This window comes from Rahnella sp. AN3-3W3 (assembly GCF_003263545.1).
In the GTDB taxonomy this organism is placed as follows: Bacteria; Pseudomonadota; Gammaproteobacteria; order Enterobacterales; family Enterobacteriaceae; genus Rahnella; species Rahnella variigena.
The window spans coordinates 71441-90548 of the sequence record NZ_JYDG01000032.1; the positions used below are offsets into that span (position 1 = coordinate 71441).

Here is a 19108-nt window from a genome sequence, read left to right on the forward strand (position 1 = left end):
TCAGGAGAATTTATGCCGCAGGGAAAATCATTTCCGCTTTTATCTTATTCCGTATGCGCTGCGCTGGTGGCGCTGACTTTCGGTCAGGCTAACGCCGCTCAGGTTCCCGCCGGTACCCAACTCGCCGCAAAACAGGAAATTGTCCGTCACATTAAAGACGAACCCGCGTCGCTTGATCCTGCGAAAGTGGTGGGTTTACCTGAGGCACAGGTCGCCCGCGATTTGTTCGAAGGGCTGGTGAATCAGGACGCGACCGGTAAAAGTATTCCGGGCGTCGCCGAAAGCTGGCAAAACCAGAACAACCAGGTCTTCCTTTTCACCCTGCGCAAAGATGCCAAATGGTCGAACGGTGATCCGGTCACGGCGCAGGATTTCGTCTACAGCTGGCAGCGTCTGGTCGATCCTAAAGGTTCCGCGACCGGTGCCTGGTTCGCTGCGCTGGCCGGAATTTCTAACGCCGATGCCATCATCGCCGGAAAAATGCCGGTGGATAAACTGGGCGTGACCGCCGTCAGCCCGACGCTTTTACGTGTCACGCTGGATAAACCCGTACCGTATTTTGTCAGCCTGCTGGCGAACTTCAGCCTGTTCCCTGTGCATAAAACTACGGTAGAAAAGTTTGGCGATGACTGGACTAAACCGGGCAATCTGGTCGGTAACGGCGCGTATGTGCTGAAAGACCGCGTGGTGAACGAAAAACTGGTGCTTGAGCCCAATCCGCATTACTGGGATCACGCGCACACCGTGCTGACCAAAGTCACTTTCGTGCCAATCAACAAAGAGTCCAACGCCACTAAGCGTTATCTGGCCAACGATATTGATATCACCGAATCCTTCCCAAAAGACCAGTACAAAAAGCTGATGCATGATTTACCGGGCCAGGTTTACACGCCATATCAGCTCGGCACTTACTATTACGCTTTCAACACGAAGCGCGCACCGACAGACGACGCGCGCGTTCGCAAGGCGCTTTCCCTGAGTATTGACCGTAAAATCATCGCGGAAAAAGTACTGGGCACCGGCGAAAAACCGGCGTGGCGTTTTACCCCCGACGTCACCAGTGGTTTCAAACCCGCGGAAAGCGAGCTGCAACAGTATTCACAGGAAGAGCTGAATGCACAGGCAAAAAGCCTGCTGGCGGCGGCAGGTTATGGCCCGTCAAAACCGTTGCATCTGACGCTGCTGTACAACACGTCTGAAAGCCATCAGAAGATTGCCATCGCCGTCGCATCAATGTGGAAAAAGACGCTGGGTGCGGACGTGAAGCTGGTGAATCAGGAATGGAAAACGTATATCGACAGCCGTAATACCGGCAATTTTGATGTGATCCGCGCTTCATGGGTCGGAGATTACAACGAAGCCTCGACGTTTCTGTCGCTGCTGACCTCCACGCACAACGGCAATATCAGCAAATTCAGCAGTGCGGATTACGACAAAGTCATTGCCGATGCCAGCCGTGAAACCAGCGAAGCACGGCGCAATGATGATTACAATAAGGCCGAGCAGATCATCGCCACAGAAGCGCCGATTGCGCCGATTTATCAGTACACCAACGGGCGCTTGATCAAACCGTGGGTGAAAGGATACCCGATCACCAATCCGGAAGACGTCGCTTACAGTCAGGAAATGTACATCCTGAAGCACTAATTATATACCAGAGCTTTTTAACGATTGACCACGATTTTGAAATACACAGAGCGCCCAGTATTGACGGCGCTCTTTTTCTTTTTAACGATTGAACGCGATTGCAGAGAGCATCATTTTACCGTCGGTTTTTTTGACGGTATTTATTTTTCAGAGTAAGTTTGTCGCTCTTATACCGGCACCATTTAGGTAAACAATGACGGTATTGAACCCTGGGAAAATACCATGCTCACTGACACAAAATTAAAGAGCCTCAAGCCGCAGGCCAAGCTGTACAAGGTTTCAGACAGAGACGGCCTGTATGTTGCCGTGTCCCCTGGCGGTACCGTCAGCTTTCGATATGACTACCGTATCAATGGCCGCCGGGAGACGCTGACGATCGGTAAATACGGTTCGGATGGAATTACTCTGGCTGAGGCCAGAGAGAAACTTAACGAAGCCAAAAAGATGGTAGAGGCCGGTGTGTCACCATCCGTTAAGAAGAGGCAGGGAAAATCCAGCGTCCGGAATGCGACCCGGTTTTCTGATTACGCTGATGCATGGTTTAAGCAGTGGGATATTGCCCCATCCACTATGGCTCTGCGTACCGCCACGATGAAGAAACATATCATTCCTGTTTACGGCAAGATGCACCTTAAAGAGATCACCCCCAGCACGCTGAGAGAACATTGCGAAAAGGTTAGGGATGCTGGGGCCCCATCAACTGGGTTACTGATCAGAGACATTGTCGGTAAAGTATTCAGGTTCGCGCAGGATAGGGGATATGAGGGTGATAACCCAGCCGACAGAATTCGGGCGGGAAGCATTGCTAAATTCAAGCCAAGAGATAGGACGCTCACCGAAAGGGAACTCGGCCAGTTCTTCAACGGGATCAATTGTACAGGGCATGCTCCATCAATGCGCATGTTGTTAAAACTTCTCCTGCTGACCATGCTCAGGAAAAGTGAACTCGTTCTTGCTAATTGGGACATGGTTGATTTTGAGAAAAGAACACTGACCATTCCCGCACCGCTGATGAAGATGTCGCGGGCGCATGTTGTTTATTTGTCAGATCAGGCATACGACATCTTGGTCGGATTGAATGTTATATACGGTAACGCCGCGTACATTCACCCAGGAAGGTTCAGTGACGACTCTCCGCTTTCAGATTCCGCATTGAATGCTCTGATCAGGAACGCAATAAAAATGATGGGGGTTAAGCAGGGAATTGAGCTTGAGCATTTCACCGTCCACGACTTGCGCCGGACGGCGTCAACGCTACTACATGAGGCGGGATTTAATACTGACTGGATAGAGAAGTGCCTGGCGCATGAGCAGCGCGGCGTCCGCGCAGTCTACAACAAAGCAGAATACGCGGAGCAGCGCAGGGACATGTTGCAGCAGTGGGCGGATATGGTGGATGGGTGGATTGAAAAGGAAAAATAAATGGATAGCGATTTACTCTTTAATATTTCCCTTACGTTAAACGGAATTAGGGATTCTTTAAATGCTTCTTCAGGATTAAAGTCCGCAATCCCTGTTATTTCAGGTTTAGGTGGTGTGGCATTGGGTTTTTCTTTAAACGCTTTAAAAGATGCACTTGGAAAGAAAAATGAAAAATCCAATAAGTTGAAATGCATTAAGTATGAAGTCTCTGATATAAAAAATAATGCTTTCGAAGGAATTAAAAATTGCATGAAATTTTATGACGATTACTACGTTTGTGATGGTGATAGAGTTGATTTTGACATAACGGTTGAAGCTGTAACTATGTGTTTCGATAGTCTTTACCCATCTATTGTCACAAGTCTATCCGATCAGCAAAGAGACAACTTAACAAAGACATACATGCATCTATCTCACGCTGCTGAGAACAAGAGAAAACTTATGGTTGAAATGGCCGAAAAAAAGTTAAGTAATAGTCGTAAAGAAAACTATGCTATGGTTTTACTTAATGCTTATACCTATACCTACTACAGTGCAGAGTGTTATTTAGATAATGTCAAATCAGGAGAGATTAGCATTTTAACTCTTGCAAAAAGAATCGGGATAGAAACTAAGGCATTTGATATGGCAAAGCAAAAAGAAGGAGCGAATTAATTTTTTCAAGGTTAATTCACTGGTATCCCTTTTCCTGGAACTAAATCCACCGATCTATCGCACTCATTTCCCCATACATCCCAGCCCGGCGGTTCCTGTCGGGCAAACAGCTCAATGCGTGACACGTCACCGTATAGCAACTCGAGCCGGTGACGCGCTTCCCACGGTTTCGCGCTGTGCTCACCGAGTGGCGAGTGGATGACTTGCTTCACGCTGGCGCTGAGACGTTCCAGACCGGTACCGCGCACAGCGATCAGCATGTCCTCACTGTTTGCTCGGGTGTAGTTACCGCCATTCATGCGCGTCTGCGTGTTCAGCAGATCCATGAAGTCGTAGAAGTCATGAACCTCACCGGCGGCCAGCGCTTTATTGATGTGCTGCTCTGCCAGCTGGTTCAGCTTCACCCAGGTGAAACCCTTCATCGTTTTGACTTTGAAGCCCCACGCTTCGGCCAGCTTAACGGCCTCGGCGTTGTGGGTTCCGGTGTACCACATTGCCAGCACCGCGTTCTCAGCGGCAATTGACCAGACCGGCAGGCGCATCAGGTCGGTAAGCGACATGGTGCCGTAGTGATTACCGGCGGCACCGTTGCTGACCACGTTGTCGTAACGCCAAGGCGGGTCGGCGTAGATCAGTTGATACGTCATGCTGACTCCTTCAAAAACAGGATCCAGTGAGTTTTATCGCCTTTGCCGGTGCGCTGCCAAATTGTTGGTTTCTGGTTTGTCAGCGCGATTACTTTGGCTACGGATATCTGCGTTTCGTTCCACTTAAAAATAAGTGTGCCGTGTGGTCGCAGCACTCTGAACGCTTCGAGGAAACCGGCAGAAATATCTTCACGCCACGTTTTAATGTCCAAAACGCCGTACTTCTTTCGCATCCAGCTTTTTTCACCGGCACGCACAAGATGCGGCGGGTCAAATACAACCTGGGCAAAGCTGCTATCAGCAAAGGGTAACTGGCGGAAGTCGGCTAAAACATCAGGGCTTATCACCAATGAACGCCCATCACATAAGATGTGCTCTTCACTGCGCACATCGCTGAATACAGCGCGGTCATCATTTTTATCGAACCAGAACATGCGAGATCCGCAGCACATATCTAGAATTGCTTTTTCCATCACGATTGCTTCCCCTTCAAACCGAATTTAGCTTTCAGCTCTGCCAACTTAGCGAGATTGCGGCTTTTACCCGCCGCACGGTTGTAATCGAGTAAAGGCTGTTCGGCCTTTGGTTTATCAGCTGGCTCGCTCATATTGGAAAGCCTCCCCGGCACCGACACGGGCGCGCTTCTCAGCCTTGCGGCAGAAGTTGGCGCGTTCGTCAGACCAGTAAACGTTTTTGCCATGCGCCAGCGCGTTGGCTGCCGCCCAGAGTTTCGCAGCCTCGGCAAAGTCGCCGCGCTGTTCTGCGGCCACTGCTTGTGCTGACAGGTTGATGTAACCGATGGTCATGAGAGACCTCCCACACCACGTCTTATGTTGCTGGCTATCAGGTCTCGATAGGTGTCAGGTGATATCTCGACACCGGTTTCAAAGAATGAAAGCTTGCCCTTCATAGGAAGGAACGGCAGCGGTCGACCGTCTGCCAGGATGAATCCTTGCGGACCAAAAAACCAAGGAGATGGTGACGTATCTACGCTATCGGTTATCGTGGTAATGCCCACAATGCCACCGCGAGCAAAACTGTCTCGCGAAGGCATTTCAGCCAGTAAACCCAACCCGCCCATAATCCCCAGCGCCGCAGAAAAATCCGGAAGGCTAGGTTTTGCTGCGCTGGCATGAATGAGCACCGGCCCACGGTATTTCGTGCGCCAGCTGCGGTTCTCAATGTCTTTGTAGCCATTGGCAATCAACCATGCCCATGGCTGCCGGATAGATAACGCCTTCATGGTCACATCCCCGCGTGGGCTTCGGCGCGCTGCTGCGCCTTCAGGTGGTTCGGATTGCGGGCGTTCTTCGCTGCCAGTGACGGGTCACGCTCGATCAGTTCAGGGTTCTGCTTGCGCGCATCCAGCCACGCTTCTACTTCTTCCTGATCCCACGCCACTACGCGACTGGTGAGCGGAAAGCGCTTCGGAAAGTCACCGGCTTTTTCTAACTTGTCGATGGCGTACTCAGACAGAGGCACCATGCTCAAGAGTTTGGTTTTGCGTACTGCTGCTTTCATAGGTTGATCCTCAAGAGGGGCGGAGCGACTGCCCCGCATGGTGGTTATTGGAATTCAGGACGGAGATCGTTCAGGGTGATGGTGAAGGCTTCAAACAGCTCAGTGCCGAGCTTTTGTTCCCGCTTTTTCAATTCCTTCTCTACCGCTGCAAACTTGGCGGCTCGGTCTTCATCACCGAGGTCGAGGCTGTTGATCGCTGCTTCGATGAAATGGTGGCTGTCGAGGCGCGCATACTTCACTTTCGCGGCATACAGCAGTTCTTCGTAGGCGTTTTTGGTGAGTAGGTTACGGCTTTCTTTAACCTTCTCCCCAGCTGCCGTGGCTTCTTCCAGCTTTATTGAGTCACTGATCAGGCCGCTTAACTCGCTGACCAGTTCGGTGTTTTCGGCTGGATTATCTTCAATTACGCCGTTGATCACGTTGTTCAGGCTGGTCGCTGAGCGCGCTGGCGTCACATCCCGTTCAACACGCGGCATCTCGGTGAGTTCGTCAGGGGTGTAGACACCGAGCAGAACATCAGGAGCATGCAGTCGCGCCCAGCGTTTTGTGCAGAGATAGGCGAGCTGTTGTTTCGGGTCCTGCTCCCATAGTGGTGAGTTGCGGACACCGGCCTGAGCCATGCTGATCGTCAGGATGCGAGGCTCATCCTCTCCTTTAATGGTGGCTGAAACGCTCACGGTCAGACCAGGTGACTTATCGGTTTTTCCGTTAACCTTTGACCAGTCGCCGTCCCACTTGTAGTTAATGCGCGTGGTAAGCAGGCTGGATGAGGAAACCACAGCGTTAACCAGTTGAGCTTCGTAACCGAGCGCGCCATTAACAACGTGAGTTTTTTGCGCTACTGCGAATGGGTTCATACCCCACTGCGCGGCCTGCATGGTTACGGCCAGACAATCAGAAGGCTGACCGGCGAGGTGCTTGGGCACTGTCGCGGTACTCTTTGCCATCATTTCGGCAAACTTAACCAGTTGGTTTAGCGCTTCCGGACTAAAGATGGTCGCCGCGGTTCCAGCAGAGATGTCAGTTGGCGCCGTAAGTGTTGAAAGGTTATTGCTCATTGGAACCCGTCCTGTTTTCTTGCCCACGCAGGGCGTTGGATTTTTTCAATACCGCCCCAGGCATTGCTGGTTCGGCACTCATGGAAAGTATTCAGATCTCGCCGGTAGAGCCGGTGACCTTCTGCCACGTCTTCTGTATCCAGTTCGAAAACGCGAACCGGATACCGGCCGCAGTCGATCGTTTCGCTGACAGCGATGAAGACGAAGAGGGGATATTCATTGAAGGTCTGGTAGAACCCGTCGCGGTACATGGCGTCCTGCACGTGGTAGCGGAACTCCTCGATGTGCCGGGAGAACCTGCTCATATCAGCAACCTTTTTCACGTCAGCGATAACCGGACGAGCTTTTAGATATTTGTCAGGGCGGCAACGGCAAAGCTCGCCGGTTTCATCGTCCTGCCAGTAAAACGAAGACTCTGTGTAACCGTCCGCCTCCAACAGCCAGCGCGCCGGTGGGTAGGCCATTGCGCTGCCCTGCATCAGCGACAGTTTCCTGTGCTGTTCGAAGTCCATGACGATTTTTCCGGTGTCTTCACAGTCTTTAAGGAAATGCTTTTCGCGCTCCTTGCCGTCGGTGGTGCGCCTATTAAACTCCGGCGCCAGAATGAAACGACTGCTGAATTCATCCGGTTCGAGAAGCAGACAGTGCAGCGCGGTACCCATGTCCAGCGCCTTAAGCTTTTCGTCATCGACAGGCGCTGTTTTCTTCCAGGGGAAGATGGCGGGGTTCACCGCCGGGACTTACTGACACCAGCACCGCTGTGATATTCCTCGTTTGAAATATCGTGATAGATTCCCGGTTCCATTAATGTTCTTCCCCCATCAAGAAGCGGTAGTCGTATTCTTCTTTTGCCTGTTCCATGCAGATGGCCCACACCAATTCTTCGTAGGCTTCGGAACAGACTGCTTTCGACATTGCAGAAGAGAAGTGCGACAACTGGAGGAAAGGGCTGAGTGCTGCCGAGAAAGTGGCGGGCAACTCTTTAGCCAGTTCAGCTGCGCGCTCAGTCAGCATTTCTTCTTTGCGCTCGTCGGCGTAACTCTGTTCCCAGCGGCGTTCCTCTACCTGCTCATTAATTCCGTGTGAGCTCATTTCATTCACCTGTTAGTAATTAATGTTGGTTGCAAAAACTTTCCCCGATGCGATGCCACGGATGCAGAGGATCGCGAATTCTTCAGGAACTCCGGCAGCGACCAAATCAGCAACAGCCTTTTGATTAATCGCGCGTTTATGCTCAACGTTTGCAGCGCGGGCAGCGGCTTCATCAGCGATACGCTTTTGCTCTGCCAATCGAGCCTGTTCAGCCTGCTGGGCTCTTAACTGCTCGGCGGCGATTGCCTGCTGTTTTTCCTGCTCTGCCTTTTCCAGAGCTTCTTTCTTTTCTCGCTCAGCTCTTTGCTGGGCTGCCAGTGCATCAGCTTCACGCTTTGCTGAGGCTTCACGTTCTACTTGAGCCGCCTGATCCGCTTCTCGCTTGACGCGATCAGCGATTTCTTTTTCCCGTGCGGCTTCCAGATCTTTCTGGCGCTGTGCTTCCTGCTGAATCCGCAGGTTTTCCAGCTCAGCGGCCTCCGCTTCACGCTTGGTCGCCAGCTCGAGGGCCTGTTCCAACTTCGAAACCGCCGCGTCTTTAGCGACGGCTGCTTCAGCTGTTAATTCCAGCCAACTCTCATCTATGGCGATGACCTTCACGTCATTCAGGCGGGCCGAGATTTCAGAGGAGTGGTAAGGGGATCCGAACTCATCAACAACCTGTGATGAATTGCGCAGGCAGGTAAGCCGGTTTTGCAGGTCAGCGATTCGCTGTTTTTCCGCATTTTCATACTCGGTGAGAGGTAGGCGAATCTCGTCGCGCAATGCATCACACGCATCGACAAAGCGTTTCAGCTCACCCTCAGCTGGCTTGACGGCTTCCTTGAGGCGCTTCAGGTACTCACGCCCCGGCTTTTCAATGACCGTTTTACTGCGGCTGACTGACGCCGCGAGAGAAGCGATACGGTCACGACCTTTCTTTGTGCTCAGGTCGGGAACCTCGTTTACTGCTTCACGGATTTCAGCCAGGAATCCGTCTAACCCCAACGGCACGTAAAGAGTCGGCGCCATGTCTTCCGTGATAACAACGGAAGGTAATTGTTTTTCTTCACTCATTGCTGTGTCCTTAAAATTCACAGGCGACTTTCATCGCCGTTTTTGTTGTGTACGCCCATTCCACGCCGCTGCGGAAACTGTCAAAAGCGCGGGTATGGCCGTTGATGGTGAAAAGATGTTTACCGTTTTGGATCGTGAAACGCATGTCAGGCTCCTAATTAGTTACTGTTTTGGTAACTATTTGAGGCATAAAAAGGGTGAGCCGGTGCATCTGGCTCCTTAATTTCCTCAACTTCAGGTTTGAAGGTGAAGGCCAGAAACTGGCGTTCGTCCATCGTCATTGCGCTGCTCGAGTCCGGATAGGACATCTCAAGGCGGTAGTCGCAACCCCGACGACGCACGATGAAGATTTCCCCGGTGAGCGTATTGATCAGCTTCATTTACTGTCTCCGGTTGTGGCCTTACCGAAGCCCACGCACGCATGGGCAGCGGTGAGACTACATTGAAGTTCACATACAATTTCCCTTATGAAAGCCGCGTCTGCGGGGGTGTATGTCATCCTGATTTTTAAAGAGCGGGTTACCATTTCGGTAACCGATGGAGGTAATCTAAATTCATTTACGGGTGGTGTCAATCGTTAACAAGAAATAAAGTTACCAAAAGGGTAATTATTTGGTGGTGAGGGAATGTACAGGATGGTAGCGCCATGATGATGCATGGCGCACAGATAGAGGGAGTTACTTGCTGTTTTGGCTCATTACGAAGTCGATGAATGATTTGATCTTGGCTTTTTCTTCCGCTGGCAGTGCTGCATACCGGCTATGGTCATACTGAATGACTGACTCATCATGCGGCGGGATCAGCATTTCATATGCGCGGCGGTTAAATACAGCGGCTATGGCAGCCAGGTTGTTAATCGAAATGCTCGCCTCGCGTTTCAGCAGGCGGTTAATAGTGGACTGGCCGACTTCTGCCTTTTCGGCAACGGCTGCCTGCGTCCTGAGTTCTTTATTGGCCTGCATCCACGCTGTGAGGTTATTGGCTGCGATGATGCCAATCTCCGTGTTGGCGTCTACCGGCTCAACGTCTGTGGCAATAGCCATCGCGTGATCAGTGTCCAGCCAGAACGCAGGTCGGCGTGCAGCTGCTTCAATCTTACGGGCTGATGCTCCGCCAATATTCTTTGCACTGGCCATCTCCGGCGACGCCATCCAACGCGATATCAAATTAGGCTGAAAACCCAACGCTTCCGCCATGCGGATCTGCCTACCGTCAAAGTCTTTTTGAATGATAGTTCTGAGGTTTTCTCTTCTAATTTCGTGGATGCTTTTCATGGCCTTCTTTGGGTTCCGGTAACGTGTTGATGCTATTTAAATCAAAGTTACCAAAAAGGTAAATGCACCATTTTGGTAATCACGCTTGCAGGACGGCACCTTTTGGGTAATCATTGACCCGATATAGCGATTTAAACGAGGATAAAATGAACGATTTCGACTTTAAAAAGTTCTGGCTAAGCCTGACTCCTGAAAATCGTCTGCAAGTTGCTACCAATGCGGGTACAACGCCGGGGTACATAAAATCCCATCTCATTAATAAAAATAAGGTGCCGCGCACCGAGTTGATGAGCAACCTGCATCAGGCTTGCGTTACGGCCGGAGCAGACGTTTCCAAAGAAAAATTCATTGGTCTTTTTTACGAATGATTCAGATTCAGCCTTCACCAGGTTAAGCAAACCTCCTTCGGGAGGTTTTTTTATGCCTGAAAATCAAGGGCGCCTCGCAGAGTGGTAACAAAAATCCAAATACGGTTGATCGTTCTGAAAAATACATGCATTCTTATATCACACAACAATCATTATGGAGCCTCTAATGGAGATTATCAGCCGTGTTGATGCGGCCAGTGAGGGTTTGACCCGGTTCTACACCGGTAAGAAATGCAGGCATGGTCACCTCTCAGAACGCTTTGTCAGTAATGGCGTTTGCGTCGCCTGCGGGATCAAAGCCTCAACCGCATACCAAAAGCGAATTACCACCACGATGCGTGAAGCTCGGGAAAGATTAGCGGAGGTTCGCTGATGGCTCGTATACGCACAATCAAACCAGAGTTCTGGACGGATGAGGATATGGCCGAAGTTTCTGAAGCTGCATGTCTGCTGGCGATAGGATTGTTGAATTATGCGGATGATGAAGGATTCTTTAACGCTAATCCGAAACTGATTAAAGCAGCTGTTTTCCCAATAAGGGAACCATCCGTGACTATTCCGGTAATGCTACGGGAGCTTTCCAACCAAGGTTATTTGACATTGTTTTCCACCTCCGACAGCAAGCATTTTGGCCTGATAAGTAATTTTGCCAAACATCAGGTGGTCAACAAGCCAAGACCCAGCAAGATCAGGGGATTGGAGTTGCTACCGTACAACTACGGTAGTGATACCGGAGGGATACCTTTAGGAATGGATCAGGGATCAGGGAATGGAAAAGTAAACCCCTCTCTCTGCGAAAATGAAAATTCAGATATACCAAGTGCAAACCACAACTCGATTCTGGATAACCGAGTCCCCCCAGCAGGTGGGTCATCACCGTTGGGAAAGTTTCAGATGTTCAGTGAGTGGATGCCAGAAGCCGACTTCGTGCAAAAAGCAGCCCTTTGGGGGAAACCTATCGGGAAAGGGTATACGGCAGCAGAGCTGGCAGAATTTGTTGATTACTGGAAGGCCGAGGGAAAGGTGTTCCATCAAGCACAGTGGGAGCAAAAGCTAGCAGTGAGTATCAGCGTCATCCGTTCTCGAACCTCAAAATCAACCAAAGGTGGTCATCATGAACAGGCAGCACCAGCAGCAACCAGCAGTGGTAAATCTCGGGCACGCCAGAAAATCGAGGCAGCATACGAAGCAAAATTTGGAAGTCCATACATGGAAGCTGTGGGTGACGATGGGGGAGATCTACTCGGATCGGTGGGTAGCGAAGAACGGTCAGGAACCGTCATCACTCTGGGTGCAGGCGATTGGCAGTCTCAGTGAAGCGCAGCTGGCTCGCATTTCTCAGGCTTGCATCAACAGGTGCATTGATGGGAACCCGTGGGCACCTGACCTGGCCGAGTTCATGTCGCTGATCGGTGAGACACACGATGTGCCAGTTGGTCTGTCATTCGAAGACGTGGCGAAGGAATTCAAACGCTACTGCCGGGAACGCGGATATTACGACAGCGCAGAGCTGTTCCCGTGGACCAACAATAACTGGCTGCTGTACTGGATCTGTACATCCGTGCGCCAGCGCATGGTGCGTTACAACCTTTCAGAGGCTGATGTCGATAAAGCGCTGCGTAATGAGATCCGTGACTGGGCAGCGAAGTTGGCAGCAGGCGAACAGGTGCCGGCACCGGCCACCAGAATCGAAAATAAAACGCGTCCCCGTCCTGCGTGGATGGATTTGCTGGATAAGAAAAAGTGCTGAGCGCTGAAATTCTTCAACCAGCGGCCCTGAGAATCGATTTAAAGCAGTAAAGCCACATAACTAGATGGATTTGAATCCATAAACGATTGTGGTGCGTTACAGAGCGTTTTAACGATGGTGCGTTTTGTGAAAGCAAGCGCGTTTTTTATGTTGAATATAGTTACCGTAATGGTAATGTTTACCGTAAAGGTAATTTGAGAGTTTCAGTGATTAATCTCTTTGTTGGAATCGACCCAGGCTGCTCTGGCGCCATCGTGGTTATCAACGAGCACGGCGCTTACATCAGCCACCTGAGTATGCCAACCGTGAAGGTCGGGACTAAATCCCGCGTCAACGGCGCGCAGGTCGCTACCTTCCTGCTTCAGTATCGCGGACTTATCGCCCACGCATATCTGGAGCAGGTCGGCGCAATGCCGGGTCAGGGCGTCAGCTCAATGTTCACGTTCGGCCACGCAGCGGGCAACGTCGAAGGGATCCTGCAGGGCATGTTCCTGCCGTACTCCCTCGTTACCCCGCAGGCGTGGAAGAAATCAGCTGGCCTCATCGGCAGCGACAAAGACGCGGCGCGCAGCCGGGCAATTCAGCTTTACCCATCACTGCGTGCTCTCGATGCAAAAGCCAAAGGGCAGGCCATTGCCGACGCACTGCTCATCGCTCGCCACGGATTAGGAGTGAAATCCTGATGGATCACTTAGACCACGTCAGCGAAACAGAACAGCAGATTCTGGACATGCGCCTGAAGGCCGTCACCCAGCATTCGACCCGCCCATCAGCCAGATTCTGTGCTGAATGCGGCAACGATATACCGGAAGAACGCCGCGTCGCGCTGCCTGGTGTGCAGCTCTGCGTAGGCTGCAAAGAAGTGCAGGAAATTAAAAACCGTAATCGTCGTTAACATTTTGAATGGGATAAATATTATGAAAAATAACGAGTTAACAGAAGTTAAGCCTGTCATGCCTTCGCTTGAAGGGCTGCCGCAAGAGGTCATTGAGTATGTGCATGGGCTGGTGGCTGAGAATTTGGCCTTGAAGAAACACGCGAAAATTGATGATTACGATAAGTGTGATAACTGCGGCTTCGAGAGCTATGTAATGCCAATCGAAACGCCCAATACCGACGAATTCACCGCAGAACTCCGCGCGCAGGGTGTTGATGAGTTCGCGTCAAGCATTGGTGCTGAAGCCGCTGGGTTATCCATGTCTAGCAACGCATACAAGGCCATTAAAAGCACAGTATTCAGGGCTGTTAATTTCGCCGCCAATCTGCGCGCTGGGAGGAATGGATGAAAACTCTTGTAATAGACTGGCTGACTCCATGCCCAAACTGCGGAAACAAAACCGCCCACGTTAAAACAGAGCACGGCAGCAATGATTTTCTGTTTGATGGTGATTCCGTTTCCTGCATGTCAGCGTGTGGCATGAAGGGAGTAATTGAGATTTTCGATGCCGATAGCGCTGACGTGGTTTGGGATGAAATCGGATTGGTGAAGGAGCAACCTCATGAGTAACGCACCCACAGCAACATTGTTTTGCAGCAGCAAAAAATCAGAGCGAGCAAAGATTGCCGAGTACGAAGCGAAGGGTTACGTAGTCGATGAGTCCAGCCTCGTTAATCGCAAGGTTGGTGACGGCATCGTGATGAAATTGAAGGAGCAACATCATGACTGATACAACCAACGATAAATCAACCAATAACAAACCACAGGACACTATTATGAAGAAACGCAACGAAATTATCGAAAAAGTTATTTCCGCTCTTGTTAAGGCTGACCCGGCAGAATTCGAATCTGATATCGATAACGGCGGCATGACTCGAGCCAAAGCCCTGGCCGAAGCAATCGCAGATGAACTTCTGGCAGCGTAATACTCATGCGCCCTTCGGGGCGCTTACTAAATGGTGATTATTATGACTGATACAACAGATATCAAGGCGCTGCGTCCAGCAGAGCGCGCCAAGTTAGGATTTGTTACTGACGATAACACTGGCGGTTATTACGTTGCAGAGTGTGAGGAATGCGGGAAGATTTTCCCAAGCCAAACCTGTGACGGCGGCGAGCAGATAGCAGATAGCGGCGATTACGGTGACTGTTACTGCCCTCACTGCGGATTCATTGACCCGCTCGAATGCGATAACGCAAACCTCGTCTGGAATGTTCAGCAGCTGAAAATAGTCAATCTGACCAAGCAGCTCGAAGCAGAACGCCAGCGGGCTGACAAGTCTGACGCAATGCTGAGTGAATGCCTTGAATCATTAAAGGCGGCAGAGAAAGAGCTTGGCATCCGCAGTCATCAACTGGTGAAAGCTGATGCATCGGTGGCAGATTTAGAGAAACGCCTGCGCTGCACAGAAGAAACGCTCATTGCGGTTAACGATTTGCTGACAGCAGCAGAGGCGCGTGTAAAAGAGCTGAAAGGCGAGCAGGTGCCGGTCATTACTTGTTATTCATGCCGAAAAGTAATGACGAGGAATCAGCACGCAGAGGCAGATGGTTTCTGCCCCTACTGTGATGTAGAGATTGAGCTGGATGAAGACGAGCTATTCACCGCCCCGCAAAAGCCGGTCGTGTTGAGCTTCGATGCTTGGTGCGAAAGCAAAGGTGATAAGCCACTCGGATGGGTGCGAGAAGCCATGAAAGAAGCCTATGACGCAGCAATCGAGGCCGCTGGCAGCATCGTGAAGGATGGTGAGTGATGTCTGGGCAAGAGGCTACCGTATACCGGGATGATGCAAGACAGGTTATCGTTCTCAGGCATGGAGGGAATCGCCGCGAGTTCTCACCTGAAGAATGGCGAGTTATTTGTATGGCTGCAGATAGCGACATGGAGAATCGTCTTTACACGGCCACCAAAGCTATGGATCTGCGTCAGCGGCGGTGGGAAGAAGATCGTCAGAAGTTGTTGTCTCGCATTGCTGAACTGGAGAAAGACAATGGCTAAATCCGCAGCAGAGCGCAAAGCCGCGCAGCGTGCCCGACAGTGTGACGCCGGTTTGCAAAAGGTCGAGGTGGCGCTCGACCGGCAGGAAGTCGATATGCTCCGGCAGAACTGCGCACTCCGCCGCCCGCAGCGCGAGCCATACGACATGGACGAGTACATCACAATGCTGATCCGCAAAGACAACGCAGAGTTGCAGGCGCAGCTCACCGAGCAAGCCGGGCGCAAATGCGGGAAGTGCGGCGACGCGTTACCAGGTGACAAACAGGGCTGTGCGTTCATCGGTGAGGGGGCATGCTGGCAGACTATGGGCTGGCATGAGACAAAACTTACGGTGTGACATGTCACGACATTTACATTCCGAACCTTGATAAATCCCTTCGATAGAAATACTGTATATGTATACAGTAAAAATAAGGAGGGCATCATGGGATTTCCATCACCAGCAACTGACTACGTCGAAAACAGAATTAGCCCAAATGATGCCTGCAAATGGTTCAGCAAGCCCGGTCAGTACCTCATCAGGTCTGGCGGCTCCAGCTGGCGCGAGGGCATCAAAAAAGACGCGATTCTCGTTGTGGATTCTGCAAGACGTCCATTGGAAGGCAGCATCGTGATAGCGAACATTTGCGGTGAATACTGCGTGAAACGTCTCAGCTTTATTCCCACGCTATGTGTGCAGTCACTGGATATGCCCGAAGAGGTCACGCTGCTGGAAGGCGGGGATTTAGAAGGCGAGGAGACAATCATTTTTGGCGTTGTGACCTACATCATTAACGATGCCAGCACCGGCGAGTTTGATGATATCCCCTGCATGTAGGTGATCAGTCAGAGTCACTGAAATAACCGCCGCTTGGCGGTTTTCTTTTGCGTGTTATGATTACCAAGGAGGTAATTATTATGGCTGAAAAAGGTAAACTTAATGCGCAAATGGAATTGTTCTGTCAGGAGATGCTGAAGGATCCGCGCAACCAGAGGCAGGCAGCAATTAATGCTGGCTATTCGGTGAAGACGGCCACACAAAAAGCTGCTGGCCTGATGAACCTGCCGAAGGTTGTTGCTCGCATCGAATCGCTGATGGAAGCGCGTAATAAGCGCCTGCGCGTCAGTGCTGACTACGTGCTGCTGCGGTTGGTGGAAATCGACCAGATGGACGTTCTGGATATCATGAATGATGACGGAGGTCTGAAGCCAATCAGTTCGTGGCCGAAGATATGGCGCACCACGCTCAGCGGGCTGGATATCTCAACCACGATAACCAATTTCGATGAGACCACGCTGGAGAACATGCTCAAGAAAATCAAATGGCCGGACAAAGTGAAGAACCTCGAGCTGATCGGTAAGCACGTCGATGTCATGGCGTTTAAAGAGCGCATCGAGGTTAGCGGCACCGTAACCATCGCTGACCGCATGGCGAACGCCCGCCGCCGCGTCAAAGAGCAGAGTGAAGACAAATGACTGATGCCGCCGTACTCTCCCCGGAAGAACAGCTGATCGAAGATATCGCCAGTTTCACGCATGACCCTCTGGGATATGCGCATTACGCGTTCCCGTGGGGCGAAGAGGGCACGGAGCTGGCGCACGCCGCTGGCCCGAGGAAATGGCAGGCTGATGCATTCCGCGAGATACGCGACCATCTTCAGAATCCGGTGACACGACACCAGCCGCTGATGATAGCCAGGGCATCTGGGCACGGTATCGGCAAATCGGCTTTCATCTCCATGCTGATGAACTGGGGAATGTCCACCTGCGAAGATTGCAAGGTAGTGGTCACAGCCAACACCGAGAACCAGCTGCGCACCAAGACGTGGCCGGAAATCATCAAATGGTCGAACCTCGCAATCACCAAGCCGTGGTTCACGACGACCGCCACCGCGATGTACAGCAATGACGCAGGCCACGATAAACGCTGGCGCGCAGACGCCATCCCGTGGAGTGAGCACAACACGGAGGCGTTCGCCGGCCTGCACAACGAGCGCAAGCGCATCATCGTTGTATTCGATGAAGCGTCCAACATTGCCGATCTGGTTTGGGAGGTTGCCGAAGGTGCGCTGACGGACGAAGACACCGAAATTATCTGGGTGGCATTCGGGAACCCGACACGTAACAGCGGACGTTTCCGCGAATGCTTCCGCAAGTACAAACACCGCTGGCGCTGCGCACAGATTGACAGCCGGACGGTGGAAGGCACGAACAAAGAGCAGCTGCAAAAGTGGGTGGACGACTACGGCGAAGACAGCGACTTCGTTAAGGTGCGTGTGCGTGGGATCTTCCCTGACGTGTCAGAGGCGCAGTTCATACCAACCGGCCTGACCGATGCCGCCATGAAGCGCCAGTGGACAGCAGCAGAGGTATCACACGCCCCGATCATTATCGGCGTTGACCCTGCTTACTCCGGCGCGGATGACTTCGTGATTTACCTGCGTCAGGGGCTGCACAGCAAATGCCTTGGCACCTATCCAAAAACCACTGATGAGCTGATATCCGCGAAGCGCATCGCCGACTTCGAAGATCAGTACAAGGCTGACCAGGTGTTTATAGACTTCGGTTATGGCACGGGCATTCATTCCATCGGTTCAAGCTGGGGCAGAACGTGGCAACTGGTGCCGTTCGGTGGTGGTTCGACTGATCCACAAATGGCGAATAAGCGCGGCGAGATGTACAACAGCTGCAAATCGTGGCTGAAGATTGGCGGTTCTTTGGACGATCAGGAGACTGCTGACGACCTGAGCGCGCCGGAGTACAAAGTTCGTCTCGACGGCAGGATTGTTCTTGAAGACAAGGGAGACATCAAGAAGCGGATAGGAAGGTCACCGGGCAAGGCCGATGCACTGGTGCTGACGTTTGCATTCCCAGTAACCAAAAGGCAGAACCTGCTGGGTGGATTGGCGGCGAACCAAGTCGCCACCGATTATGATCCATATAAATAATATAAAACGTGAATTATGAGACGTGATGACTTTTCCGATTTAAATTCATTTCATCCAGACTTACGGTTCTGGTTGCTATTTGTTTAAATATGTCAGGATATTGATTCTGCAGTGATGTTAATAATAATTTATTGTGCTTTAGATCATTACTTAAGGATTTAGTATCTAACTCAAGCTTTATTTTTTGCTCAATAGACTGGCGAAGTTCATTATCTTTTTCTTTAATTATTTTTTGTAGTTTTTCATTTTGGTCGGATAACATCACCATGTTAGCAGTTGCGGTCTTAACTTCTACCATCGCCTCCTGAAGAGAATTACTCATTTCTTTGAGGGAATTGTCTCTATCTTTAACTGCTTCAGTTAGTGCGATATTTTGACTTTTTGTAGAGTATATATCCTCTTCGATATTTCTTTCTTCGCGTTTGTCTGACAACCTTTTTTTAGATTCGATATCAGCTATCTCTAGTTGTTTCTCTGCGAGTGCAATTTTTTCGGTCATAGTTGTTACAGTTGCAGCGCTAATAGGCTTGCTCTGAAATTTAATAATATATTTTGTCGCCTGTGGAAGGAGTATGCATATCAAGGTGGTTGTAAATAATGGGCCTATGAGTAGGCTTTCAATACCAAAGTGTTGATTTATATATACGATTCTTTCTTCAACATCCTTTTTGCTGATAAATAAAATAGCTAGTAGTTGCCAATTAAATCCTAACCAAGAGAAAACAAAAGCGCCGAGGATGGACTGCACCCCAAAAG

The 19108-nt window shown here is 50.9% G+C and carries 30 protein-coding genes and 1 pseudogene; 17 read left to right on the forward strand and 14 right to left on the reverse strand.

What is annotated here, in order from left to right:
* The first annotated feature begins 12 nt into the window (after positions 1-12).
* The 3 genes from UC15_RS10995 to UC15_RS11005 all read left to right on the forward strand — a co-directional run bounded on the left by UC15_RS10995 (position 13) and on the right by UC15_RS11005 (position 3723).
* The gene (locus tag UC15_RS10995) at positions 13-1647 is read left to right on the forward strand and encodes an ABC transporter substrate-binding protein (RefSeq protein ID WP_112288481.1); all 1635 of its coding nucleotides are present in this window, start codon (positions 13-15) and stop codon (positions 1645-1647) included.
* A gap of 222 nt (positions 1648-1869) precedes the next feature.
* Complete coding sequence (locus UC15_RS11000) at positions 1870-3069, forward strand: tyrosine-type recombinase/integrase (protein WP_112288482.1); 1200 nt, start codon at positions 1870-1872, stop codon at positions 3067-3069.
* A complete protein-coding gene (locus tag UC15_RS11005) occupies positions 3070-3723 on the forward strand; it encodes a hypothetical protein (RefSeq protein ID WP_112288483.1) in 654 nt (217 codons plus the stop codon).
* Between the two features lie 11 nt (positions 3724-3734).
* Here the strand turns inward: UC15_RS11005 and UC15_RS11010 are convergent, their stop codons facing one another.
* The 13 genes and pseudogenes from UC15_RS11010 to UC15_RS11060 all read right to left on the reverse strand — a co-directional run bounded on the left by UC15_RS11010 (position 3735) and on the right by UC15_RS11060 (position 10371).
* Entirely contained in the window at positions 3735-4370 is a 636-nt protein-coding gene (locus UC15_RS11010) for an MT-A70 family methyltransferase (protein ID WP_112288484.1), read from the reverse strand.
* Positions 4367-4843 carry a class I SAM-dependent methyltransferase gene (locus tag UC15_RS11015; RefSeq protein WP_112288485.1) on the reverse strand — a complete coding sequence of 159 codons (477 nt, stop codon included), beginning with the start codon at positions 4841-4843 and terminating at the stop codon, positions 4367-4369. Before UC15_RS11015 ends, UC15_RS11010 begins: the two co-directional genes overlap by 4 nt.
* Positions 4843-4977 carry a hypothetical protein gene (locus UC15_RS26170; protein ID WP_255563935.1) on the reverse strand — a complete coding sequence of 45 codons (135 nt, stop codon included), beginning with the start codon at positions 4975-4977 and terminating at the stop codon, positions 4843-4845. Before UC15_RS26170 ends, UC15_RS11015 begins: the two co-directional genes overlap by 1 nt.
* The gene (locus tag UC15_RS11020) at positions 4961-5176 is read right to left on the reverse strand and encodes an ANR family transcriptional regulator (protein WP_112288486.1); all 216 of its coding nucleotides are present in this window, start codon (positions 5174-5176) and stop codon (positions 4961-4963) included. Before UC15_RS11020 ends, UC15_RS26170 begins: the two co-directional genes overlap by 17 nt.
* Positions 5173-5613 (reverse strand): ASCH domain-containing protein, encoded by a 441-nt coding sequence (locus UC15_RS11025; RefSeq protein WP_112288487.1) that lies wholly within the window; start codon positions 5611-5613, stop codon positions 5173-5175. Before UC15_RS11025 ends, UC15_RS11020 begins: the two co-directional genes overlap by 4 nt.
* A 2-nt stretch (positions 5614-5615) precedes the next feature.
* Positions 5616-5891: an AlpA family transcriptional regulator gene (locus tag UC15_RS11030; protein ID WP_112288488.1), complete on the reverse strand. Its 276-nt coding sequence runs from the start codon at positions 5889-5891 to the stop codon at positions 5616-5618.
* A 44-nt stretch (positions 5892-5935) separates the two neighbouring features.
* Positions 5936-6949 (reverse strand): RecT family recombinase, encoded by a 1014-nt coding sequence (locus UC15_RS11035; RefSeq protein WP_112288489.1) that lies wholly within the window; start codon positions 6947-6949, stop codon positions 5936-5938.
* Positions 6946-7754, reverse strand: a pseudogene (locus UC15_RS11040) (PD-(D/E)XK nuclease-like domain-containing protein). The gene UC15_RS11035 and the pseudogene UC15_RS11040 overlap by 4 nt, the downstream one beginning before the upstream one ends.
* A complete protein-coding gene (gamL, locus tag UC15_RS11045) occupies positions 7754-8041 on the reverse strand; it encodes a host nuclease inhibitor GamL (protein WP_112288490.1) in 288 nt (95 codons plus the stop codon). Before gamL ends, UC15_RS11040 begins: the two are co-directional and overlap by 1 nt.
* A 12-nt stretch (positions 8042-8053) precedes the next feature.
* Positions 8054-9097 carry a hypothetical protein gene (locus UC15_RS11050; protein ID WP_112288491.1) on the reverse strand — a complete coding sequence of 348 codons (1044 nt, stop codon included), beginning with the start codon at positions 9095-9097 and terminating at the stop codon, positions 8054-8056.
* Positions 9098-9107: 10 nt separating this feature from the next.
* A complete protein-coding gene (locus tag UC15_RS26175; protein WP_255563936.1) occupies positions 9108-9242 on the reverse strand; it encodes a hypothetical protein in 135 nt (44 codons plus the stop codon).
* Positions 9243-9255: 13 nt separating this feature from the next.
* Positions 9256-9477, reverse strand: a complete 222-nt coding sequence (locus tag UC15_RS11055) for a hypothetical protein (protein WP_112288492.1) — start codon at positions 9475-9477, stop codon at positions 9256-9258.
* Positions 9478-9774: 297 nt separating this feature from the next.
* On the reverse strand, positions 9775-10371 hold the full coding sequence (locus UC15_RS11060) for a helix-turn-helix transcriptional regulator (RefSeq protein ID WP_112288493.1): 597 nt from the start codon (positions 10369-10371) through the stop codon (positions 9775-9777).
* A 146-nt stretch (positions 10372-10517) separates the two neighbouring features.
* Between UC15_RS11060 and UC15_RS11065 the strand changes: the two genes are divergently transcribed.
* The 14 genes from UC15_RS11065 to UC15_RS11135 all read left to right on the forward strand — a co-directional run bounded on the left by UC15_RS11065 (position 10518) and on the right by UC15_RS11135 (position 18352).
* A complete protein-coding gene (locus tag UC15_RS11065) occupies positions 10518-10739 on the forward strand; it encodes a hypothetical protein (RefSeq protein ID WP_112288494.1) in 222 nt (73 codons plus the stop codon).
* Between the two features lie 372 nt (positions 10740-11111).
* Positions 11112-12056 carry a DnaT-like ssDNA-binding domain-containing protein gene (locus UC15_RS11075; RefSeq protein ID WP_112288496.1) on the forward strand — a complete coding sequence of 315 codons (945 nt, stop codon included), beginning with the start codon at positions 11112-11114 and terminating at the stop codon, positions 12054-12056.
* Positions 11968-12489: a replication protein P gene (locus tag UC15_RS11080; protein ID WP_112288497.1), complete on the forward strand. Its 522-nt coding sequence runs from the start codon at positions 11968-11970 to the stop codon at positions 12487-12489. The genes UC15_RS11075 and UC15_RS11080 overlap by 89 nt, the downstream gene beginning before the upstream one ends.
* A 254-nt stretch (positions 12490-12743) precedes the next feature.
* A complete protein-coding gene (locus tag UC15_RS11085; protein WP_232829854.1) occupies positions 12744-13172 on the forward strand; it encodes a hypothetical protein in 429 nt (142 codons plus the stop codon).
* Positions 13172-13384 (forward strand): TraR/DksA C4-type zinc finger protein, encoded by a 213-nt coding sequence (locus tag UC15_RS11090; protein WP_112288498.1) that lies wholly within the window; start codon positions 13172-13174, stop codon positions 13382-13384. The genes UC15_RS11085 and UC15_RS11090 overlap by 1 nt, the downstream gene beginning before the upstream one ends.
* A 22-nt stretch (positions 13385-13406) precedes the next feature.
* Positions 13407-13775 (forward strand): hypothetical protein, encoded by a 369-nt coding sequence (locus UC15_RS11095; RefSeq protein WP_112288499.1) that lies wholly within the window; start codon positions 13407-13409, stop codon positions 13773-13775.
* The gene (locus UC15_RS11100) at positions 13772-13996 is read left to right on the forward strand and encodes a hypothetical protein (protein WP_112288500.1); all 225 of its coding nucleotides are present in this window, start codon (positions 13772-13774) and stop codon (positions 13994-13996) included. Before UC15_RS11095 ends, UC15_RS11100 begins: the two co-directional genes overlap by 4 nt.
* The gene (locus UC15_RS25655) at positions 13989-14156 is read left to right on the forward strand and encodes a hypothetical protein (RefSeq protein WP_157960977.1); all 168 of its coding nucleotides are present in this window, start codon (positions 13989-13991) and stop codon (positions 14154-14156) included. Before UC15_RS11100 ends, UC15_RS25655 begins: the two co-directional genes overlap by 8 nt.
* Complete coding sequence (locus UC15_RS11105) at positions 14149-14352, forward strand: hypothetical protein (protein ID WP_112288501.1); 204 nt, start codon at positions 14149-14151, stop codon at positions 14350-14352. The genes UC15_RS25655 and UC15_RS11105 overlap by 8 nt, the downstream gene beginning before the upstream one ends.
* Before the next feature lie 42 nt (positions 14353-14394).
* Positions 14395-15180, forward strand: a complete 786-nt coding sequence (locus UC15_RS11110; RefSeq protein WP_157960978.1) for a hypothetical protein — start codon at positions 14395-14397, stop codon at positions 15178-15180.
* Positions 15181-15417: 237 nt separating this feature from the next.
* Positions 15418-15762 (forward strand): hypothetical protein, encoded by a 345-nt coding sequence (locus UC15_RS11120; RefSeq protein ID WP_112288504.1) that lies wholly within the window; start codon positions 15418-15420, stop codon positions 15760-15762.
* 87 nt (positions 15763-15849) lie between these two features.
* Positions 15850-16242: a S24 family peptidase gene (locus UC15_RS11125; RefSeq protein WP_112288505.1), complete on the forward strand. Its 393-nt coding sequence runs from the start codon at positions 15850-15852 to the stop codon at positions 16240-16242.
* A gap of 80 nt (positions 16243-16322) precedes the next feature.
* The gene (locus UC15_RS11130) at positions 16323-16880 is read left to right on the forward strand and encodes a terminase small subunit (protein WP_232829855.1); all 558 of its coding nucleotides are present in this window, start codon (positions 16323-16325) and stop codon (positions 16878-16880) included.
* Complete coding sequence (locus UC15_RS11135) at positions 16877-18352, forward strand: terminase (RefSeq protein WP_112288507.1); 1476 nt, start codon at positions 16877-16879, stop codon at positions 18350-18352. The genes UC15_RS11130 and UC15_RS11135 overlap by 4 nt, the downstream gene beginning before the upstream one ends.
* Before the next feature lie 13 nt (positions 18353-18365).
* On the opposite strand, the gene UC15_RS11140 is transcribed toward UC15_RS11135, so the two are convergent.
* A partial coding sequence (locus UC15_RS11140) for a hypothetical protein (RefSeq protein ID WP_157960979.1) occupies positions 18366-19108 on the reverse strand: 743 nt, incomplete at its 5' end.

Bases quoted from the DNA above. Each gene is read 5' to 3' on its own strand.
- UC15_RS10995 (WP_112288481.1), top strand. From the start codon at position 13: ATGCCGCAGGGAAAATCATTTCCGCTTTTATCTTATTCCGTATGCGCT.
- UC15_RS11000 (WP_112288482.1), top strand. From the start codon at position 1,870: ATGCTCACTGACACAAAATTAAAGAGCCTCAAGCCGCAGGCCAAGCTG.
- UC15_RS11005 (WP_112288483.1), top strand. From the start codon at position 3,070: ATGGATAGCGATTTACTCTTTAATATTTCCCTTACGTTAAACGGAATT.
- UC15_RS11010 (WP_112288484.1), bottom strand. From the start codon at position 4,370: ATGACGTATCAACTGATCTACGCCGACCCGCCTTGGCGTTACGACAAC.
- UC15_RS11015 (WP_112288485.1), bottom strand. From the start codon at position 4,843: ATGGAAAAAGCAATTCTAGATATGTGCTGCGGATCTCGCATGTTCTGG.
- UC15_RS26170 (WP_255563935.1), bottom strand. From the start codon at position 4,977: ATGAGCGAGCCAGCTGATAAACCAAAGGCCGAACAGCCTTTACTCGAT.
- UC15_RS11020 (WP_112288486.1), bottom strand. From the start codon at position 5,176: ATGACCATCGGTTACATCAACCTGTCAGCACAAGCAGTGGCCGCAGAA.
- UC15_RS11025 (WP_112288487.1), bottom strand. From the start codon at position 5,613: ATGAAGGCGTTATCTATCCGGCAGCCATGGGCATGGTTGATTGCCAAT.
- UC15_RS11030 (WP_112288488.1), bottom strand. From the start codon at position 5,891: ATGAAAGCAGCAGTACGCAAAACCAAACTCTTGAGCATGGTGCCTCTG.
- UC15_RS11035 (WP_112288489.1), bottom strand. From the start codon at position 6,949: ATGAGCAATAACCTTTCAACACTTACGGCGCCAACTGACATCTCTGCT.
- gamL (WP_112288490.1), bottom strand. From the start codon at position 8,041: ATGAGCTCACACGGAATTAATGAGCAGGTAGAGGAACGCCGCTGGGAA.
- UC15_RS11050 (WP_112288491.1), bottom strand. From the start codon at position 9,097: ATGAGTGAAGAAAAACAATTACCTTCCGTTGTTATCACGGAAGACATG.
- UC15_RS26175 (WP_255563936.1), bottom strand. From the start codon at position 9,242: ATGCGTTTCACGATCCAAAACGGTAAACATCTTTTCACCATCAACGGC.
- UC15_RS11055 (WP_112288492.1), bottom strand. From the start codon at position 9,477: ATGAAGCTGATCAATACGCTCACCGGGGAAATCTTCATCGTGCGTCGT.
- UC15_RS11060 (WP_112288493.1), bottom strand. From the start codon at position 10,371: ATGAAAAGCATCCACGAAATTAGAAGAGAAAACCTCAGAACTATCATT.
- UC15_RS11065 (WP_112288494.1), top strand. From the start codon at position 10,518: ATGAACGATTTCGACTTTAAAAAGTTCTGGCTAAGCCTGACTCCTGAA.
- UC15_RS11075 (WP_112288496.1), top strand. From the start codon at position 11,112: ATGGCTCGTATACGCACAATCAAACCAGAGTTCTGGACGGATGAGGAT.
- UC15_RS11080 (WP_112288497.1), top strand. From the start codon at position 11,968: ATGGGGGAGATCTACTCGGATCGGTGGGTAGCGAAGAACGGTCAGGAA.
- UC15_RS11090 (WP_112288498.1), top strand. From the start codon at position 13,172: ATGGATCACTTAGACCACGTCAGCGAAACAGAACAGCAGATTCTGGAC.
- UC15_RS11095 (WP_112288499.1), top strand. From the start codon at position 13,407: ATGAAAAATAACGAGTTAACAGAAGTTAAGCCTGTCATGCCTTCGCTT.
- UC15_RS11100 (WP_112288500.1), top strand. From the start codon at position 13,772: ATGAAAACTCTTGTAATAGACTGGCTGACTCCATGCCCAAACTGCGGA.
- UC15_RS25655 (WP_157960977.1), top strand. From the start codon at position 13,989: ATGAGTAACGCACCCACAGCAACATTGTTTTGCAGCAGCAAAAAATCA.
- UC15_RS11105 (WP_112288501.1), top strand. From the start codon at position 14,149: ATGACTGATACAACCAACGATAAATCAACCAATAACAAACCACAGGAC.
- UC15_RS11110 (WP_157960978.1), top strand. From the start codon at position 14,395: ATGACTGATACAACAGATATCAAGGCGCTGCGTCCAGCAGAGCGCGCC.
- UC15_RS11120 (WP_112288504.1), top strand. From the start codon at position 15,418: ATGGCTAAATCCGCAGCAGAGCGCAAAGCCGCGCAGCGTGCCCGACAG.
- UC15_RS11125 (WP_112288505.1), top strand. From the start codon at position 15,850: ATGGGATTTCCATCACCAGCAACTGACTACGTCGAAAACAGAATTAGC.
- UC15_RS11130 (WP_232829855.1), top strand. From the start codon at position 16,323: ATGGCTGAAAAAGGTAAACTTAATGCGCAAATGGAATTGTTCTGTCAG.
- UC15_RS11135 (WP_112288507.1), top strand. From the start codon at position 16,877: ATGACTGATGCCGCCGTACTCTCCCCGGAAGAACAGCTGATCGAAGAT.